Below are 18,465 nucleotides of genomic sequence, written 5' to 3'. Positions count from 1 at the left end.
CGAGCCGGCCCCGATAAGGTGATAAGCCCGGAACACGAGGAAGCTTCACCGCCTTGGCTCATCGCGCACTGGTCGCCGCCCTGCTGCCCGCCGTCGGGCTGCGCGTGCTCGCCGTGCTCGGGTACCCGCCCTCGCTGCTGTTCTACGGCGACTCCTTCGCCTTCCTCAGCGAGGAGCTGAAGCCCGGCACCACCCGGCCGTCGGGCTACTCGCTGCTGCTCGCGCTGCTGCGCCCGGCCCACAGCCTCACGCTCGTGACCGTCCTGCAGCACCTGCTCGGGCTCGCCCTCGCGATCGGCGTGTACGCCCTGCTCAGGCGGCGCGGCCTGCCCGGCTGGGGGGCGACGCTGCTGGTCGTGCCCCTGCTGTACGACGAGTTCCTGATCCTGCTGGAACACATGATCATGGCGGACGCGGTCTTCACCGTGCTCGTCGCCGCGGCGGTCGCACTCGTCGTGTGGCGGGTCACCCCGGCCACGGCGGCGGCCGCCGGGCTGCTGCTCGGGCTGGCCGGCATCACCAGGACGGTCGGCCTGCCGCTGCTCGTGCTCACGGCCGCGTACCTGCTGGTCCGCCGCTACGGCTGGCGCCCGCTGCTGGCGCTCGTGGTGGCCGGGGCGATCCCGCTCGGCGCGTACGCGACCTGGACCAAGGCCGAGAAGGGCAGGTTCGCCCTCACCGAGGCCGACGGCAACTTCCTGTGGTCGCGCACCATGAGCTTCGCCGACTGCGCGGTGATCGACCCGCCCGCGCGCCTCGCCGTGCTCTGCCCCGGCATGCCCGTCGAGCAGCGCCCCTACCCGCCGCACTGGTTGTGGGAGGACTTCTCGCCGCTGCTCAAGGTGCCGGGGACGGCCAACCGCAACCAGCTCGCCGGGGAGTTCGCCCGCCAGGCCATCCTCGCCCAGCCCCTCGACTACCTCGCCGCCGTCGGCGCCGACCTGAGGCAGCTCCTGCGCTGGGAGCGCACGGCCGTGGACGAGAAGACGCCGTACAAGCTGCCCGCCGCCGAACGGCCGATCAGCGAGTCGGTGCGCGGCGTCGCGGAGGCGTACGAGGCGGGGCCGGCGGCCACCCGGGTGGTCGAGCCGTACGCCGGCTGGCTGCGGGCCTACCAGCGCTTCGGGTACGTGCCGTTCCCGCTGCTGATGGCGGCGCTGGCGGCCGCGTTCGGGCTGATGGCGTGGCGGCGGCGCTGGGACGCGCTGCTCCCGGCGACGGCCGCGCTCGCGCTCGTCGTCGCGCCGCCCTTCCTCGCCGCCTACGACATCCGGTACGTGATCCCCGCGATCCCGCTGATCTTCCTGGCGCTGGGCCTGACCTTGGCCGGGCCCGCCGCCGGGGCGGGGCGTCCCGGCCGCCACGCCGCCGCCGGGCAGGAGCCCGTGGCCACCCGCTGAGCCGGCGTTGCCGTCCGCGCCTGGCCGGTGCTACCGTTCCGTCCTGTCAATAATTTCTTACAGGTGACGGGATGCCATGAACGCGGCAGGGCCGACCGGCGACGACCTGCTGGAGATGCTGGCGGCGCTGGCCAACCCGCTGCGGCTGCGCATCGTCGCGCGGCTGGCCGTCGAGGGCCGTGACTACGTCAGCCACCTGGCGCGCGAGATCGGCATCAGCCGCCCGCTCCTCCACATGCACCTGCGCAAGCTCGAGGCCGCCGGGCTGATCGTCGGCACGCTGGAGCTGTCCGAGGACGGCAAGGCGATGAAGTTCTACGAGGTCGCGGACTTCGACCTGCACCTGACCGCCGCGGCGCTGGCCGAGGCGGCGAAGACACTCACCCAGGCGGACCCGGCGAAGGGTCCCGGAGCCGAGGAGCACTCCTGATGCCGGATGGCACGATGTCCTGGCCCGAGGCGATCTTCTACCTCGGCGTGCTGGTGCTGGTGACCTTCCTGATCGCGATCGTCGTGGTGGGCCTGTTCGACTGGCGCAAGACCCGCCTCCAGGCCGACCAGGCCGAGGACCTGCGCCGGCTGGTGCGCCGCTACGAACAGCTCGCCGAGGGGTCGCTGGACGCCCAGCAGCGCACCGCCGCCGACGTGGCCGAGCTGCGCTCCCGCGCCGCCGCGATCGAGCAGATCCTGCGCACGGTCGAATAGCCCGCATGGTCGAACAGCCCGCATGGTCGAACAGCCCGCCGTCACGCGGTCAGGCCGCCGACCAGGATGGCCAGGCCGATGCCGACCAGGACGACGGGCAGCAGCACGTGCCCCCAGCGGCTCAGCACACGCGCGACCACCGGCCGGGTGGCGAAGAAGCGCCCGGCCGCGCACCAGACGCCGACCAGGACGAGGAAGACCGCCGCGTAGGCGGCGATGCCGCCCGCGCCGGCGGTGGCGAACACCGGGACGTACACGCCCACGTTGTCGCCGCCGTTCGCGAGGGTGACGGCGGCCACCTCCAGCGCCCTCGGCCCGCCCGGCCGGGCGGGCCCCTCATGGTCCTCGCCGTCGCGGTCGCGCCACGCCCGCCAGCCCGCCTTGACGCCCAGGGCCAGCGGGAGCAGGCCGAGGTACGGGACGACGGACGCGGGCAGCAGCGTGGCCCCGAGCGCGGCGGCGACCGACACCGCGAGGATCGCGGCGAAGCCGAGGTACTGGCCGAGGACGACCCGCGCGGCGGCGCCCCGGCGTCCGGCGCCCTGGGCGAAGAACAGGGCGAGCAGCACGAGGTCGTCGACGTTCGTGACCGCGAACAGGCCCGCCGCCTGCCCGATGATCCCTCCGCTCACGCGTCCCCCGCCCGCGCCGGAGCGCCGCGGCTGCGCCGCCGGGGGGCGCCCAGCACCGCGGGCGCCCACCGGACGACCAGGACGACCAGGCCGACGAACACCGCGAACAGCCCTTCGAGCCGGCCGAGCATCGCCACCACCGCCTCCCCGTCCGGGTCGCCGATCCCCGGCGGGTCCGTGTCCACCCAGGCCCCCGTCGCCCCCGCCTGGGTGAAGAGGACCACGCCGAAGGCGATCATGACGGCGGCGAGCGGACGGCCGGGCGGCCGTCCCCGGCGGGTGACCGCGACGATGAGGCCGATCACCAGGCCGAGCGGGACCGTGAGAAGCTGGACCAGCTCCATCCCCATGATCGCGCTGAGCCGCGCGTGCTCGAAGCCCTCCCCGCGCGGCGCGCCGAACACGCCGAACAGGCCGCAGAGCAGGCCGAGGGCCAAGTACCGGATGACCGCCACGAACACCATGATCTCCGACCTGCCGGGCGGCTCGCCACGGCATAATGGCCGCCGATGCCTAAATATCAGGCTCTGTCCGAGTATGCGGCGGCGATCGCCCCGGTCATCAACGCGGCCCACGTCAACGTGCTCGCCGCCGCCCACCGCGCGGCCACCGAGCTGGCCGAGACCTCCGGCGTCACCCCCGGCCTGCTGTCCGACCTGCGCTTCGCGCTCCCCCTGCGCCCGCTGCCCCGGTCCGGCCTCGCCGCGATCCGCCGCTACCACGACGAGGCGGCCCGCGCGGCCGACGTCCTGGCGCACCTGCGCGAGGGCACGCTCACCGACGACGGCGACGGCCTGCTGCGGCTCACCGACCGGGGCCTCGCCTACGTCCACCGCCTGTACGACGTGCACGCGGCCGCCGCCGCCCGCGCCTGGGCCGCCCACGACCCCGCGCCCCTCGCCGGCCTGGCGGCCCGGGTGCTCGCGCACGCGGAACGCGTCCCCGGAGGCGCGCTGGAGCTGGTGGCGCCGCCGTACGAGCCGGCCGGGACGCCCCCCGGCGTGCTGCTGCTCAACCGCCTGGCCGCGCTCCGCTACCACCGGGCCGACGCGCACGCCGCCGCCTGGCGGGCGGCGGGGCTGTCCGCGGCCGAGATCGTCGGCCTGCGGGACGGCCCGCTGCGCGCCGGCGTCGAGCTGGAGACGAACGAGCGGGCGGGCGCGCCGTACGGGGCCCTGTCCGCGGGGGAGCGCGAGACCCTGTACGACGGCCTGCTCAAGCTCGTCTGACGACACCGCTCACAGAGCGGTCAGCAGCCGCCCGACCTGGGTGCGGTCGTTGACGCCGAGCTTGTCGTAGGCGGCCTGCAGATGGTTGGCCGCCGTCCGCGTGGAGAGCGTGAGCCGGTCGGCGATCTGCCGGTTCGTCAGCCCCGCCGCGGCCAGCCGGACGCACTCCCGCTGCCGCGGCGTCAGGTCGGGCGTGGCCAGCTCCACCAGCGCCGGGGTGACCACCCCCGCGCAGCGCCTGGCCAGCGCCCACGCCCTGGTCCGCGCGCCCTTGGCGAGGGTGCCCCGCCCGGCGTCCCGGTAGGCGGCGGCCTCCTGCGCCGTCGCCTCGGCCGCGTACAGCAGCAGGCCGCGCCGCTCGAACTCGGCCGCCACCGCCGCCAGCGCGGCCGGATCGCCGACCGCGCGCGCGTGCCGCGCCAGCAGCGGCGCGAGCGGCCCGTCCACCCGCAACCCGCCCGACGCGCCCGGCCCGTCCACCCGCAGCCCGTTCGGCGCGTCCGGTCCGTCCACCCGCAGGTCGCTTGCGGCGGCCGCCCCGTCCAGGCCCGCCAGGGCGGCCAGGCGGCCGGCGGCCGCGCCCGCCGCGCCCAGCCGCACCAGGTCGTGCAGCGCGAACATGAGCCCGCCCGCCAGCTCGTGCCGCTCGGCGTGCGCCGCCGCCTCCAGGCACAACCGGACCGCCTCGTCGAGGTCGCCCGCCGCCGCCCGCACCCAGACCCGCGCGTGCAGCACGTGCTGCCGGGTGAACGGCCACCGCGAGGCCAGCTCCTCGGCCTGCGCCAGCGACTCCCCCGCCTGCTCCACCCGGCCGAGCAAGGCCAGCGCGTGCGCCTGCTCGGCGAGGACCCGCCCCGGGTACGGCTCCCGGACCGGCATCCGCGCCAGGTCGTCCGCGCACCACCTGACCGCCTCGGCGACCTCGCCGCGCAGCCGGCCGACCATCGCCCGGTGCGCCCCGAACCCGGACACCGACAGCTCGGCCGCCCGCAGCTCCATGGCCTGCTCGGCGGTCCGCGCCGCGCCCGCCAGCCGGCCGGAGAACACCTGCGCCGCGCACATCGCGTCCAGGAACGACGGCAGCGCGTGCGGGGCCTCGTCCTTCCAGCCGTCCGCCTCCGGCATCGTCCGGCGGGCGACGGCGAGGGCGTGCGCGGTCCGCCCCCTGTACGCCGCCACCCACGCCTCCATCGAGTCGGCGTGCGCCGCCGACCGCACGGTCAGCGGCCCGTTCTCGCGCGCCAGCTCCAGCGCCCGCGCCGCCCCGGACAGCCGCCCGGCGAAGCACTCGGCCACGCAGCGGTACACGTAGGCCTCCTGCCGCCAGACCGGGTCGCTCGCCTGCTCGGCGGCCAGGTCGAGCACCTGGCACGCCTCGGCGTCCGCGCCCGCCCACGCCAGGTTGATGCCGAGGCTGCAGGCGTGCAGGGCGCGCTCCCCCTCGGTCGCCGCCTCGGTGGAGGCCCGCCGCAGCTCCTCGACCGCCGCGTCCGCGTCGCCCAGCACCATGAGCACCTCGCCGAGCAGCGCGACCGCCGACACCCCGGCCCCCGCGTCGATCGCGGCCCTGGCCAGCCGCGCGGCCAGCCACGGGTCCTCGCGGCCCCACGCCAGCCGGGCCGCCGCGACGAGCGTGCCGGGGGAGGTGGCCGAGCCGCTGTCCAGCCGCCACACGGCCGCCCTGAGCTGGTCCTCGCGCCGCCGCAGCCCGGTCGCCTCCAGCGCCTCGGCCAGCATGCGCAGCCGCCGCCTGGTGCGGAGGGTGCCGCAGCCGGCCCTGACCACCTCGCCGTACAGGGGGTGGCCGAGCCGCAGGTGCTCGCGGCGGCCGTCGCCGGTGGCGGCGACCAGCCCGCGGTCCTCCACCCGCTCGACGGCCCGCGCCGAGGTCAGCGCGGCGAGCGGCGCGGTGCCCAGCGGCTCGCCGAAGGCCACCAGCTCCAGCACCTCGCGCTCGTCCTCGTCGAGGTGGCCGATGCGCTCGCTCACCAGCTCCCGCAGCCGGGTGGAGACCGAGAGCGGGCCGCGCCAGCGCCACTGGCCGTCCCGCTCGGTCAGGCAGCCGGACGCGAGCCCGGCGTGCACGACCTCGCGCAGGTAGAGCGCGTTCCCCCCGCTCACCCCTGCCAGGTGCCTGACGGTCTCCGCGGCCACCGCGCCGCCGAGCGCGCCCGCCAGCACCCGGCCGACCTCGTCCTCGCTCAGCGGCGGCAGCTCGATCCGCGGGACCAGCTCGTCCTTCCAGAGCGCGGCCACCGGCTGCGGCAGCGGCTCCCCGCTCCGCACCGTCACCAGCAGCCGCGCCTGGCCGCCCTCGCCGAGGTAGTGCACCAGCGCCGCCGAGGCCGGGTCCAGCCGGTGCGCGTCGTCCACGCTCACCAGCAGCTCGCCGGGCCCGGCCGCGCGCAGGTGGCGCGCGGCCCAGCGCAGCAGGTTCTCGCCGCCCGCCGGCGGCCCCGTCAGCACGTGCGCGAACGCGCCGAACGGGATCATCGCCGCGGTCTCCGTGCCGAGTGCCCGCACGACCGCGTACCCCTTCAGCCCGGCGAGCGCGTGCGCCGCCAGCCTGCTCTTGCCGACCCCCGCCTCACCGGCGATCATCACGCCCGTGCCCGAGGCCAGCGCCTCCCGTACGCTCGCCAGCGGCCCCCGCCGCCCGGCGAACGGCCAGCCTCCCAGTTGCCCGTTCATCGCCCCCTCCTTCCAACCGTCATGGTGGAGGGGAGAGGTTCGCGCCCGGTTCAGGCGGCCCCATCACCGGCCGCGTCACCGGTCGGGTCACCGGTCGGGTCCTGGTCCGCGCCGTCGATGCCGGCCGCCGTGCGCAGCAGATGCAGCAGCGCCTCCGGCCCGCTGAACGGCACCGGCTCGCCCCCGATCTCCTCGAGCAGCCCCCGGAGCTGGCCGCCGGACTGCTCGGGCTCGACCAGCCGGACGATGACCGTTCTCATATGGGGCACCATCTCGCCGCCCGGTTCAGGTCTGGTTCAGGCGGCGTTCAGGACGGGTACGGGGCGGGCTCGACCTCCAGCTCGCGCATCCGCTCGGCGTACAGGTGGTAGCGGCGGCGGGCGTCGCCGCGGCGGCCGGCCAGGTCGAGCACCCGGACCAGCCCCAGGTGGGCGCGCTCGTCGTAGCGGTCGCGCTCCAGCAGCCGCAGCCAGTAGCGTGCCGACTCCTCGTGGCGGCCCTCCTCCGCGCGGGCGGCGGCCAGCCGGGCGGCGGCCTGCACGTAGCCCAGCCTGGCCTGCTCGCGCAGGCCCACGGCCCAGTCCGCGTACGGGTCCTCCTCGCAGAACTCGCCGCCGTAGGCGCTCTCGGCCGCCGCCCACCGCTCCAGCGCGTCGGCCGCCCGCCCGGCCTGGTCGAGGCGGGCGGCCTCGGCGGTCAGGCCGAGGAAGACCTCGACGTCCACGTCCACGCGGGACAGGTCGAGGCGCAGCGCGCCCTCCTCGGAGACGACCAGGTCGTCCGGCGGGCGCTCGCGGCCGGGGTCGAGCACCGCCCGCAGCGTGGAGACCATGACGTTGAGCCGCCGCAGCCCGACGGCCTCGTCCTCCTGCTCCGGCCAGAGGATCTCGACCAGGCGCTCCCTGCTGATGCCGCTCCCCCGCCGGCTCACCAGGATCTTCAGCAGGTCGCGGGCCTTGCGCGACTGCCACGCGGTACGCGGCACCGGCACGCCGCCGAGCAGCACCCGGAACGTTCCCATGGTCTCGACCAGGACCCGGGCGCCCGGCTGGGGGGCGGCGCGGGCGATCAGCGCGTCCACGCGGTCGTCCAGCGCCCGGCAGCCGATCGCGTGCAGCCGCTCGCGGACCCGCACGGCGGCGTCCCTGCCGGTGGCGGGGTCGGCGAGGGCGGCCCTGATCAGCTCGGCCCTGGCCTGGCCGACGGGGTTGCCGAGCGCGGCCCACCTGCGCACGGCCTCGTCGGCCTGCGCGGCGTCGCCGTCGAGCTGGGCGCGCAGCTCGACGATCGCGGCCTCGGCGGCGTGGTCGCGGCGCCGGACCGCCTGCGGCTCCACCGCGTCCAGCAGCTCGCGGGCGCGCCCGGGCCGGCCCGCCGCGAGCGCCACCCGGGCCGCCACGACCTGCGCGCTGACGCCCGCGATGCCGCCGGCGTGCTCCAGAGCGCGCTCGGCCACCCGGACGGCCTCCTCAGGGTCGTCGCCGGCCAGCAGCCCGGCCAGCCCGTTGAGCGCGTTGGACAACTTCTGCACGTCGTCGGGCGGGGTCTCGGCGACGCTGCGACGGTAGAGCACGGCCGCCGTCACCCGGTCGCCGCGCAGGGCGTGCACCTCGGCCAGCCGGTCGAGCGCGTAGCCGACCAGCCGCGAGCCCATCGCCTCCCAGGCGGCGAGCGCGGCGGCGGCCTCGGTGGCGGCCTCCTCCAGACGGCCGAGCCCGATCAGCGCCTTGGCCCGGTTGGAGGCGTTGAGCGCCGCGTACGGGGCGAAGGCCACCTGGTCCGCCAGCCGCGCGGCGGAGTCGGTCTCGGCCAGCGCCTCGGCGTAGGCGCCCTCGTCGAGGTGGCGGGAGGCACGGTTGGCGTGGATGCGGATGAGCTGGACGGCGTCGCCGGCGCGCGCGGCGTACTCCAGGGCCCGCAGGTAGTGGGCGTCGTTGGCGCGGCGGTCGCCGTCGAGCGCGGCGAGCATGGCGAGCACGGTGTGCGCCATCGCCAGGGCGGCCGGGTCGCCGACGGCCGACGCCTCCTCCAGCGCCCGGTCGGCCAGCTCGGCGCAGGCCGCCCGCTCCCCCTTCAGCCACAGGACGGAGGCCATCGAGGCGGCGCACATGGCGGCGTCGGCCGGCGGGAAGCCGTGCTCGTGGCCCCGCCGGTACATCGCGTAGGCGGTGTCGTAGTCGCCGCGCAGGTGGTCGATGAAGGCGAGCCGGCGGGCCACGAACGCGTCGAAGGCCGGGCCCTCGGCGGCGCGGGCGAGCAGGGCGCGGGCCCGGGTCCAGTGGCCGCGGCTCTGCTCGGCGATGCCGGCCAGCTTGAGCATCGGGGGAGAGCCGCGGACCGCCTCGGGCAGCAGGGTCAGCGCGGCCACCACGTCGCCGCGTTCGGCGAGCAGCAGGCCGTAGGAGTCGAGCAGGCCGGCCGCGAGGCCCGGGTGCCGGGTCGCGACGGCGGCCCGCAGCGCCAGCTCGGGGCGGTCGTGCCCGGCGTACCAGCGGGCGGCGACGGCGGCCACGTCGTGGGCCTCGTGCGGGTCGAGCGGGGCGTGCGCGGCCAGGACGTGCGCGCTGGTGCGCGTCAGCCGGTGCCCTTCCTCCGCCGTCTCCAGGAACAGCCCGCGCCCGGCCAGCGACTCCAGCGTGCCGGCCGGCGCGCCGAGCGCCGCCGCGAGGCCCTCGCTCAGGACGGGCAGCACGGTCGCGGCCCGTAACAGCTCGCGCATGGCGGCCGGCAGGTCCTTGAACGCCTCCAGCGTGAGGCGTTCCAGCGTGGCGGAGGTGGCGGCGAGCCCGGCGGCGGTGCGCGGCCAGGTGGCCGGGTCGTCGCGGGCCAGGGCGTCGAGCGCGGCCACCACGGCGGCGGGCCAGCCCGCGCAGGCGCGGTGCAGGGTGGGCGCGACGGCGGCGCCGGGCTCCCCCAGCCGTTCGCGGGCCCAGGCGGCGGTCTCCTCGGAGGTGAGCGCCAGGTCGCCGGCGTCCAGGTCGAGCACCTCGTGGTCCTGGCGCAGCCGGGCGGTCGGGAACGGCAGGGGAGCGCGCGAGGCGGTGACCACGTGCAGGTGCCGGGGGGCGGCGCGGACCAGCGTCTCCACGTACCGCACCGAGCCGGGCGCGCCGGCGATCGCCTCGACGCCGTCGAAGACCAGCGCGAGCGAGCGCCGCAGCCGCCCGGACAGCGCCTCGGCCAGCCCGCCCGCCAGCGCCGCCGCCCTGGACAGCTCGTCGGCGTCGGGCCCGAGCGGCGCCTGCGCGACCGTCACCAGGTCGGCGGGCAGCCCCGGAACCGCCTGAACGAGGGCGCGGGCCACCGAGCCGGCCAGCGTGGGCAGGTCGCGGTCGGCCGGGCCGAGCAGGTGGAGGACGGCGCCGACGGCGACGCTCCAGCCGGCCAGCGCCACGGACTTGCCGTAGCCGGTGGACGCGACGAGCGTGGTGAGCCTGTGCGTCAGCGCCCCGTCCAGTCGCCGGTCGAGGGCGGGACGGGGTCGCACCCACCCTCGGTCCACCCCCGCATGCTACGCCCACCGTCGCGAGCGACTCCAGAGTTCGCAAAGTGCCACCTCCCGGTAACCGGCCGGGTGGCGCACTATGGTCGTACTTCTCATCAGGAGGCACCGTGGAACAGGATCTGCCCGGCGGTGCGAGGCTGATCGTGGGGGTGGACGAGTCCCCGGCCTCGCGCTGGGCGCTGGCCTGGGCCATCGGGGCGGCCCGGCTGCACCGGATGGCTCTGGTCGCCGTGCACGTCAGCCGCGCGCCGGTCCACCCCTTCCCCGAGGCGCTGCCCGTGCAGCACGCGGTGCGGGCGGGCGAGGAGGCCCGCTGCGCCGAGGTGATCACGGCGGCGTTCGAGGACGTCGCGGGCGGGGTGCCCGACGACCTCACGACCGCCGCGATCGGCCGGGTCGGCGACCCCGGCTACCACCTCGTCGATCTCGCCCGCGAGGGCGACCTGCTGGTGCTCGGCCGGGGGAGACGCGGCCTGCTCAGCCGCATCTTCCTGCCCTCGACCAGCATGTACTGCGCCCGGCACGCGCGGACGACGGTGGTGATCGTGCAGCAGCCGTCGGCGCCCGACGACCCCGAGCTGTCAGGGGACCGCAGCCGGCGGTTCTGGAGCCGCCGGCACCCGTAGCGAGCGCCGCAGCAGCCGCAGCCCCTCGGGGATCAGGTCCCTGGAGATCCCGCCGTAGCCCAGCACCAGCCCCGGCTGGGGCGCGCCCTCCGCGCAGTACGTCTCCAGCCGCTCCACCGCCAGCCCCGGCGCCGGCTCGGCGGACACGCCGGGCGCGAACCGGGCGCACAGGTGCAGCCCGGCGCTGGAGGGCACCAACCGCAGCCGGTCGTCCGCGCCGAGCGCCCCGGCGATCATCGTGTGCCGGGCGGCGTACTCGCGGGTCGCCTTCCTGATGTGCCGGGCCAGCAGCCCCTCGTCGATGAAGCGGGCGAGGGCCGCCTGCGTCGGCAGCTCCCCGTGCCAGTCCGACAGCCGTCTGGCCTCGCGCAGCGCGGGCCCGAGCGAGGCGGGCGCGACGAGGAAGCCGAGCCGCAGCATGGGCAGCAGGGTCTTGGAGAACGAGCCCACGTAGATCACCCGGCCGGCCCGGTCGAGGCTCTGGAGGGGTTCGAGCGGCCGCTCGCCGAAGCGGAACTCGCTGTCGTAGTCGTCCTCGATGACGACCGCGCGGCGCCGCTCGGCCCAGGCCAGCAGGGCGGCGCGGCGGGCCGGGGACATGGGCGTGCCGAGCGGGAACTGGTGGGACGGCGTCACGTACACGACGCGGGCCGCGCCCGGCAGCGCGGCGACGTCGATGCCCTCGTCGTCCACCGGGACCGTGGCGACGCGGGCGCCGAGCGAGCGGAACAGCAGGCGGGCCGGCCAGTAGCCGGGCTCCTCGACGGCCACGCACGCGCCGGGCTCGATCAGCACCCGGCCGACGAGGTCGAGGGCCTGCTGGGCGCCGTTGGTGACGAGCACGTCGCCGGGTCCCGCGTGCACCGAGCGGCTGAGCCCGATGTGCCGGGAGATCGCCTCGCGCAGCGGCTCGTGGCCGGCCGGGTCCGCGTAGCCGCCCGCGCCGGCGCGCAGCTCGCGGGCGAGCAGGCGGCGCCAGGTCTGCATGGGGAACAGGCGGGCGTCGGGCGTGCCGATCCGGAAGTCGTACGGCGCGGGCGGGACGGGCTCCGGCGGGCGGAGGTCGCGCCAGACCGCGCGCGGGCGGATGACGCCCGTGGGGGCGGCCCGGCGGCGTACCGGCTCGGCGGCGACGAACGTGCCCGCGCCCGCCCGGCCCACGAGGAAGCCGTCGGCCACGAGGCGGTCGTAGGCGAGGGCGACCGTGTTCCTGGAGATGTCCAGGCGGCGGGCCAGCTCGCGGGTGGGGGGCAGGCGTTCGCCGGAGCGGAGGCGGCCGTCGAGGACGGCGTCCAGGAGCTGGCGGTACACCTGGGCGGCCAGGTTCGTCCTGCCCTCTTGGAGGGTGATGTGCACGTCCATCTTGGCCCAATCGTTTAGCCAGAAATTGGAGCTTATCTCGGGACAAGTCCGCCGTCACGATGGTCCTATGACCCCGCTCCCCACCTCCACCGCGCGCCCGCTCCGGCGGGACAGCCGGCGCGGGCTCGCGCAGGCCCAGTTCGCGAACTCCGTCGGCGACGGCGCCTACCTCGTCGTCTCCGCCTTCTACTTCGCGAAGGTCGTGGGCCTGCCGCCCGCCCAGATCGGCCTCGGCCTCACGGTGGGCTGGGCGGCCGGGATGCTGGCCGGGGTCCCGCTCGGCCACCTCGCCGACCGGCGCGGCCCACGCGGCGTCGCCGTGGCGCTCGCGGTCGCGACCGCCGCCGCCGTGGCCGCGTTCGCGTTGGTCCGCTCGTTCGAGGCGTTCCTGCTGGTCGCCTGCCTGTACGGCATCGCGCAGACCGGTCTGTCGGCCGCCCGCCAGGCCCTGCTGGCCGCCCTCGTCCCGCCCGCCGGGCGGACCGCGGCCCGCGCCGTCCTCCAGTCCACGCTGAACGGCGGCCTCGCCGTCGGGGCCGGGCTCGGCGGCGTCGCGCTGTGGCTGGACACCCCGGCCGGGTACACCGCGCTCTTCGCCCTGGACGCCGCCGGCTTCCTCGTGGCCGCGGCCCTCCTGCTGCGGCTCCCCGCCGTCCGCCCGGCGCCCGCCCCCGCCACCGGCTCCCGCCTGGGCGTGCTCAGGGACCGCCCCTACGCGCTCGTCACGCTGATCAACGCGGTCCTGCTGTTCTACATGCCGCTGCTGAGCGTGGTCGTCCCGCTGTGGATCGCCGGGCGCACCTCCGCCCCGTCCTGGGCGGTGGCCACGCTGCTGCTGATCAACACCGGCGGCGTGCTGCTGTTCCAGGTGCGGGTGGCCCGGCGGGTGCGCGACCTGCGGGAGGCGTGCTCGTCGGTGCGCGTGGCCGGGCTGGTGATGCTGGCGGCCTGCGCGGTGTTCGCGCTCGCCCCGTACGGCTGGCCGTTCCTGCTGCTCGGCGCGGCCCTGCTGGTCGGCGGCGAGATGCTGCTGGCCGCCGGCTCCTGGGAGATCGGCTTCGGCCTCGCCCCCGACGACCGGCAGGGCCAGTACCAGGGCTTCTTCGGCACCGGCACCGCCGTCGCCCGGATGCTCGGCCCGGCCGTTCTGACCGCTCTCGTGCTGGACGGCGGGACGGCCGGCTGGCTGGTCATCGGCGCCATGTTCGCGACGGCCGGCGCCGCGATGGCGCCGGCCGTCCGCTGGGCGTCCGCCCGGTCAGGATCAGCTGAAGCGACGTAGCCGCAGGCTGTTGCTCACCACGAACACGCTGGAGAACGCCATCGCCGCCCCCGCGATCATCGGGTTGAGCAGGCCGAGCGCCGCCAGCGGCAGGGCCGCCACGTTGTAGGCGAACGCCCAGAACAGGTTGCCCTTGATGGTGGCGAGCGTCCGGCGCGCGAGCCGGATGGCGTCCGGGGCCACCAGCAGGTCGCCGCGCACCAGCGTCAGGTCGCTGGCCTCGATGGCGGCGTCGGTGCCGGTGCCCATCGCGAGCCCCAGGTCGGCCTGGGCCAGCGCGGCGGCGTCGTTGACCCCGTCGCCCACCATGGCCACGACCTTGCCCTCGTTCTGCAGCCGCTTGACCACGTCCACCTTGTCGGCGGGCAGCACCTCGGCGATCACCTCGTCGATGCCCACCTCGGCGGCGACCGTGCGGGCCACGGCCTCGTTGTCGCCGGTCAGCAGCACCGGGGTGAGGCCCAGCGCCCTGAGCTGCGCGATCGCCTCCTTGCTGGTGGGCTTGACCACGTCCGCCACCACCAGCAGCGCCCGCGCCTTGCCATCCCAGCCGACCGCGACGACCGTGCGCCCCTTGGCCTGCTCCTCCTCCAGCTTCGCCGCCAGGTCCGCGGGCAGGTGCTGCGGCCACTCGGCCAGCAGCCGGGGCCGGCCGACGAGCACCGCGTGCCCGTCCACGATGCCCTGCACGCCGAGCCCCTCGACGTTGGCGAAGTCCTCGACCTGCGCCTCGGAGCGCGCCTCGCGGGCGACGGCCTGCGCGATCGGGTGCTCGGAGGCGTGCTCGAGCGCCCCGGCCAGCCGCAGCACCTCCTCGCGGGTCTCCCCCTCGGCCAGGTGCACGCCGGTCAGCGTCATGCGGCCCTCGGTGACCGTGCCGGTCTTGTCCAGGACGACGGTGTCGACCTTGCGCGTGGACTCCAGCACCTCCGGGCCCTTGATGAGGATGCCGAGCTGCGCGCCCCGACCGGTGCCGACCAGCAGCGCCGTCGGCGTGGCCAGCCCCAGGGCGCACGGGCAGGCGATGATCAGCACCGCCACCGCGGCCGTGAACGCCGCCCCCGCCCCGTTGCCGGTGCCGAGCCAGTAGCCGAGCGTCCCGACGGCCAGCGCGATCACGATCGGCACGAACACGCCCGAGATCCGGTCGGCCAGCCGCTGCACCTGCGCCTTGCCGGTCTGCGCCTCCTCCACCAGCTTGGCCATCTGGGCGAGCCGGGTGTCGGCGCCGACCCGGGTGGCCCGGACGACGAGCCGGCCGCCCGCGTTCACCGTCGCGCCGGTCACGGCGTCGCCCGGCTTGACCTCGACCGGCACCGACTCGCCTGTCAGCATCGAGGCGTCCACGGCCGAGGTGCCCTCCTCGACCACGCCGTCCGTGGCGATCTTCTCCCCTGGCCGCACCACGAACCGGTCGCCGGTCTGGAGCTGCTCGACCGGCACGCGGCGGCCGTCGGCCAGCTCCACGTCCTTGGCGCCCAGCTCCATCAGCGCCCGCAGCGCCGCGCCCGCCCGCCGCTTGGAGCGGGCCTCGAAGTAGCGCCCGGCCAGGATGAACGCCGTCACCCCCGCCGCGGCCTCCAGGTAGATGTTGCCCGAGCCGTCGGTGCGCTCGATCGTGAACTCGAACGGGTGCGTCATGCCCGGCATGCCCGCCGTGCCGAAGAACAGCGCCCACAGCGACCAGCCGAGCGCGGCCAGCGTGCCCATGGAGATCAGGGTGTCCATGGTGGCCGTGCCGTGGCGCAGATTGGTCCAGGCCGCCTTGTGGAACGGCCAGCCCGCGTACACCACGACCGGCGCCGCCAGCGTCAGCGACAACCACTGCCAGTTCGCGAACTGCAGCGGCGGGATCATCGCCATCGCCACCACGGGGACGCCGAGCACGATCGAGGTGACCAGCCGCTGCCGCAGCGGCCGCAGCTCGTCGGCCTCGCCCTCCTCGCCCTCCTCCGTGTTCGGGGGGGCGGGGAGGGCGGCGGTGTAGCCCGCCTTCTCCACCTCGCTGATCAGCTCCCGCGGGTCCAGGTCGCGGGGAAAGGTGACCTTCGCCTTCTCGGTCGCGTAGTTGACCGTCGCCGTCACGCCGTCGAGCTTGTTGAGCTTGCGCTCGATGCGGTTGGCGCAGGACGCGCAGGTCATGCCGCCGATCGTGAGCTCGACAGCCTGGTCCTCGCCAGTTATGGGGGACATGTCACCTCTCCTTCCGTTGCGTCCTGTATCGCTAGTGGCTGTGGGTGGCCGACGGCGCGTGGCCGTCGGCGAGGGTGGCCGGAACGGTGAAGCTCGCCGTCCGGACCTGGTCGTCGTGCTGGAAGTCGAGGAACAGGCGGTAGGTGCCGGTGCTGGGCACCTCCGCGTAGAACGTGATCTCCGGCCCGGCCTGCTCGCTCTCCTCCGGGTGCACGTGCAGGTAGGCGAGGTCGCCCGCGCGCAGCGCGACCAGGTGTCCGTACGCGCCCAGGTAGGGCTGCAGGTCGGTGACCGGCCTGCCGTCCTTGCTGACCGTGAGCGTGAGCTTGCTGGACTGGCCGGGGACCAGGTTCCCGGCGAGGTTCACAGTGTAGTCGCCGACCGTCGCCGAACGGCTGACGTGCGGCAACGGCTGCGGCCGGTAGTCGCCGGCGGCCTGCAGATCCGCCCCGAGCGTCAGCTTCGCGCCGCCCTCCGGGGCGAAGTCGGCGAAGGCGCGGTAGGCGCCCGCCGCGGGCAGGCCCAGGCGGACCTTCCAGGTGCCGTCGGCCGCCATCTCCGGGTGCACGTGCTGGAAACTGGTGAGATCACGGGAGACGACGATGAAGTGCATCTTCTTGTCGTGCTCGACCTTGTAGGCGGTGACCGGCTTCAGGTCCGGACCGGTGATCCGGAACGTGAGGTCCGCCGGCTGCCCCGCCACCGGTGTGGTGAGCAGATTGAGGCTGTACCCGTCCTGCGACACTTGGAGCCCCCCAGGGGTATCACTCTTGACCTGTTGCTGCCCGGCCGCCTCGTCCTGCCCGGCGCCGTGCCCGTCCTCGCCGTGCCCGTCGCCCTGGGGCTGGGCCGCGGCCTGGACCTGGGGCTTCGGCTCGCCCCCCACGACACGCCCGGCTCCCAGCGCGCCGCCGAACACCACGGCCAGCCCCAGGACGTAGGCGCCCACCCGGCCGGCCGCGTTCACGACCGGCCCGCCAGCTCGTACCCGGCCTCTTCCACGGCGGCCGCGATCCGCGCCTCGTCGATCGGCTCGTCGCTGCCGACGGTGAGCCGGCCGCTCTCCAGCTCGACCTCGACGGAGGTGACGCCGGCGACCTCGCCGACCTCCTCCTTCACCGAGCTGACGCAGTGGCCGCAGGTCATGCCCTTGACGGTGTAGGTGGCGGTAATGGTCATCACGGTCTCCTCAGCCATGCTCGCGTTCGTCTCTTCCGAGTCTAACACCGTACCCCCCTAGGGTATGCCGCCGACCCGGCTCTCCTATGACGTACGGACGAGAGCGCCCCGACGGCGCCCTGTTCGCTCACCACGAACGTAACATACCCCCTGAGGGTATGTCTAACCCTTCCCGGCCGCCGAACCGAACCACCAGGACATGGAACCCCCGGGGGCTGGATATGGTGGGCCCTTGAACACAAGCCCATCCCCCAATCCACACATCTCACCGCCCAATCCACACATCTGGTCCGCGCACAACACAAGGACCGCAGCCATCCCTTGCTAGGCTGCTTGTCAACCGTTGGGTCTCACCCCGGCAGGTGAGGCCGTCGAAGAAGTGGGGTCACACCGTGAAGAAGCTGCTCGTTCTGGCGCTGATCGCCCTCGGGGGGTTGCTGATCTGGCGTAAGGTGCAGGCCGACCGCGCCGAGCTCGATCTCTGGACCGAGGCGACCGGCAGCGAGAACTAACCGACCGGCGAGGCGATGAGTGACATCGTCCCCATCAAGCTGGTGTGCCTGGATCTAGCGGGCACCACGGTCGGTGACATCGCCATGGTCGAACGCGCCTTCGCCGAGGCGATCGCGACACAGGGCATAGTGCCCGGGACCGGAGCCTACGCGCGTGCCATGGTTCACGTGCACCGGTCCCGGGGCTGCCCCAAGATCGATGTCTTCCGCGGGATCTTCCCCGGCAACGAGGCCCAGGCCCAGGCCGCGAACCTGACCTTCGAGCGCTCCTACGAGGGCGCCCTGGAGCGCGCAGGTCTCGAACCCGTGCCCGGCGTCCTCGAGGTCCTCGACAAGCTCCGCGGCACCGGCATCAAGCTCGCCCTGATCACCGGCTTCAGCCGCACCACGCTGAGCCGCATCCTGGGCGTGCTGGGCTGGCACGACAAGATCGACCTGGCCATCTCCCCCGAGGACGCGGGCGGCCGCGGCCGCCCCTGGCCCGACATGGTCCTGCACGCCGTCCTCCGCCTCGGCGTGAACGACGTCCGCAACGTGGCGGTGGTCGGCGACTCGGAGAGCGACATGCTCTGCGGCCGCCGCGCCGGCGCCTCGGTCGTGGCCGGCCTCATGACCGGCGTCCACAGCCGCGAACGCCTCCTCAAGGGCGGCGCGACCCACATCCTGGACTCGATCATCGACTTCCCAGGACTCATCCTGAGCGACGACCTCGGTTCGACGCAGGTGGCTTCATCGGCCCGGTAAGCTATCTTCGTCGAAGGGGCCTTAGCTCAGTTGGCAGAGCGCCTGCTTTGCAAGCAGGAAGTCAGGAGTTCGAATCTCCTAGGCTCCACTGCACGTTGAAGGCCACTTCCCTTGATCGGGAGGTGGCCTTTTCGATCTTGTACAGCTGCAAAGTACAGCTACGGTGATGACTCACTTGTGGCTCGCGGCCTGCTTGCCTAGAGGGTGAGCGACTCAGCGGACCCACCAGCGTGCAGTGTTTCTGTGACATCCAACGCGGTTCGCCCAGAGACCTTGGGTTCCTTGCGGATCAGCTCGACAGCGTCGCGGAACTCGCCACTTCGATGAAGTTGCGGATGCGGGCCTGGACGTCCGCAGAGCAGATACGACCCGGGTCGAGTGAGACACGCGTTACTTTGCGCCGTC

17 protein-coding genes and 1 tRNA gene are annotated in these 18,465 nt (G+C 75.0%); 9 read left to right on the top strand and 9 right to left on the bottom strand.

Going from position 1 to position 18,465, the window contains the following annotated elements; all coding sequences use genetic code 11:
• Positions 1-53: 53 nt before the first annotated feature.
• The 3 genes from MF672_RS11205 (at position 54) to MF672_RS11195 (ending at position 2,105) form a co-directional block, all read left to right on the top strand.
• Positions 54-1,400 carry a hypothetical protein gene (locus MF672_RS11205; RefSeq protein WP_242374150.1) on the top strand — a complete coding sequence of 449 codons (1,347 nt, stop codon included), beginning with the start codon at positions 54-56 and terminating at the stop codon, positions 1,398-1,400.
• 76 nt (positions 1,401-1,476) lie between these two features.
• On the top strand, positions 1,477-1,830 hold the full coding sequence (locus MF672_RS11200; protein ID WP_242374151.1) for an ArsR/SmtB family transcription factor: 354 nt from the start codon (positions 1,477-1,479) through the stop codon (positions 1,828-1,830).
• Entirely contained in the window at positions 1,830-2,105 is a 276-nt protein-coding gene (locus MF672_RS11195) for a hypothetical protein (RefSeq protein ID WP_242374152.1), read from the top strand. Before MF672_RS11200 ends, MF672_RS11195 begins: the two co-directional genes overlap by 1 nt.
• Positions 2,106-2,146: 41 nt before the next feature.
• On the opposite strand, the gene MF672_RS11190 is transcribed toward MF672_RS11195, so the two are convergent.
• Together MF672_RS11190 and MF672_RS11185 are read right to left on the bottom strand one after the other, a co-directional pair.
• Complete coding sequence (locus MF672_RS11190; protein ID WP_242374153.1) at positions 2,147-2,737, bottom strand: cadmium resistance transporter; 591 nt, start codon at positions 2,735-2,737, stop codon at positions 2,147-2,149.
• Positions 2,734-3,192, bottom strand: coding sequence for a hypothetical protein (locus MF672_RS11185; RefSeq protein ID WP_242374154.1), 459 nt, complete (start codon positions 3,190-3,192; stop codon positions 2,734-2,736). Before MF672_RS11185 ends, MF672_RS11190 begins: the two co-directional genes overlap by 4 nt.
• Before the next feature lie 54 nt (positions 3,193-3,246).
• Here MF672_RS11185 and MF672_RS11180 point away from each other — a divergent pair, with 54 nt between their 5' ends.
• Positions 3,247-3,966 (top strand): hypothetical protein, encoded by a 720-nt coding sequence (locus MF672_RS11180; protein ID WP_247815223.1) that lies wholly within the window; start codon positions 3,247-3,249, stop codon positions 3,964-3,966.
• Between the two features lie 9 nt (positions 3,967-3,975).
• Here the strand turns inward: MF672_RS11180 and MF672_RS51310 are convergent, their stop codons facing one another.
• The 3 genes from MF672_RS51310 to MF672_RS11165 are packed head-to-tail and all read right to left on the bottom strand — an operon-like array spanning position 3,976 to position 10,159.
• On the bottom strand, positions 3,976-6,657 hold the full coding sequence (locus MF672_RS51310) for a LuxR C-terminal-related transcriptional regulator (RefSeq protein WP_302893190.1): 2,682 nt from the start codon (positions 6,655-6,657) through the stop codon (positions 3,976-3,978).
• Between the two features lie 50 nt (positions 6,658-6,707).
• A complete protein-coding gene (locus MF672_RS11170) occupies positions 6,708-6,917 on the bottom strand; it encodes a hypothetical protein (protein ID WP_242382590.1) in 210 nt (69 codons plus the stop codon).
• Between the two features lie 47 nt (positions 6,918-6,964).
• On the bottom strand, positions 6,965-10,159 hold the full coding sequence (locus MF672_RS11165; RefSeq protein ID WP_242382591.1) for a BTAD domain-containing putative transcriptional regulator: 3,195 nt from the start codon (positions 10,157-10,159) through the stop codon (positions 6,965-6,967).
• 110 nt (positions 10,160-10,269) lie between these two features.
• On the opposite strand from MF672_RS11165, the gene MF672_RS11160 reads away from it, so the two are divergent.
• Entirely contained in the window at positions 10,270-10,788 is a 519-nt protein-coding gene (locus MF672_RS11160) for a universal stress protein (RefSeq protein ID WP_242382592.1), read from the top strand.
• On the opposite strand, the gene pdxR is transcribed toward MF672_RS11160, so the two are convergent.
• The gene (gene pdxR / locus MF672_RS11155; protein WP_242382593.1) at positions 10,744-12,150 is read right to left on the bottom strand and encodes a MocR-like pyridoxine biosynthesis transcription factor PdxR; all 1,407 of its coding nucleotides are present in this window, start codon (positions 12,148-12,150) and stop codon (positions 10,744-10,746) included. The two genes, MF672_RS11160 and pdxR, sit on opposite strands and share 45 nt — an antisense overlap.
• A 67-nt stretch (positions 12,151-12,217) precedes the next feature.
• Here pdxR and MF672_RS11150 point away from each other — a divergent pair, with 67 nt between their 5' ends.
• Positions 12,218-13,432, top strand: coding sequence for an MFS transporter (locus MF672_RS11150; protein WP_242382594.1), 1,215 nt, complete (start codon positions 12,218-12,220; stop codon positions 13,430-13,432).
• On the opposite strand, the gene MF672_RS11145 is transcribed toward MF672_RS11150, so the two are convergent.
• From MF672_RS11145 to MF672_RS11135, 3 genes are read right to left on the bottom strand one after another with little or no spacing between them, the layout of a single operon-like run.
• Positions 13,415-15,625 (bottom strand): heavy metal translocating P-type ATPase, encoded by a 2,211-nt coding sequence (locus tag MF672_RS11145; protein ID WP_242382595.1) that lies wholly within the window; start codon positions 15,623-15,625, stop codon positions 13,415-13,417. The two genes, MF672_RS11150 and MF672_RS11145, sit on opposite strands and share 18 nt — an antisense overlap.
• A 31-nt stretch (positions 15,626-15,656) precedes the next feature.
• Positions 15,657-16,592: a DUF8832 domain-containing protein gene (locus MF672_RS11140; RefSeq protein ID WP_242382596.1), complete on the bottom strand. Its 936-nt coding sequence runs from the start codon at positions 16,590-16,592 to the stop codon at positions 15,657-15,659.
• Positions 16,589-16,804, bottom strand: a complete 216-nt coding sequence (locus MF672_RS11135) for a heavy-metal-associated domain-containing protein (protein ID WP_242382597.1) — start codon at positions 16,802-16,804, stop codon at positions 16,589-16,591. The genes MF672_RS11140 and MF672_RS11135 overlap by 4 nt, the downstream gene beginning before the upstream one ends.
• A gap of 392 nt (positions 16,805-17,196) precedes the next feature.
• On the opposite strand from MF672_RS11135, the gene MF672_RS11130 reads away from it, so the two are divergent.
• From MF672_RS11130 to MF672_RS11120, 3 genes are all read left to right on the top strand, one after another.
• Entirely contained in the window at positions 17,197-17,316 is a 120-nt protein-coding gene (locus MF672_RS11130) for a DLW-39 family protein (RefSeq protein WP_020542320.1), read from the top strand.
• A 15-nt stretch (positions 17,317-17,331) separates the two neighbouring features.
• Positions 17,332-18,060 carry an HAD-IA family hydrolase gene (locus MF672_RS11125; RefSeq protein ID WP_242382598.1) on the top strand — a complete coding sequence of 243 codons (729 nt, stop codon included), beginning with the start codon at positions 17,332-17,334 and terminating at the stop codon, positions 18,058-18,060.
• 15 nt (positions 18,061-18,075) lie between these two features.
• Positions 18,076-18,148, top strand: a tRNA-Ala gene (locus tag MF672_RS11120).
• Positions 18,149-18,465: the final 317 nt, after the last annotated feature.

It is taken from the genome of Actinomadura luzonensis, assembly GCF_022664455.2.
Lineage (GTDB): Bacteria > Actinomycetota > Actinomycetes > Streptosporangiales > Streptosporangiaceae > Nonomuraea > Nonomuraea luzonensis.
Note: the sequence above shows the minus strand (reverse complement) of the source record. Positions and strands in the feature narration are given on the sequence as shown.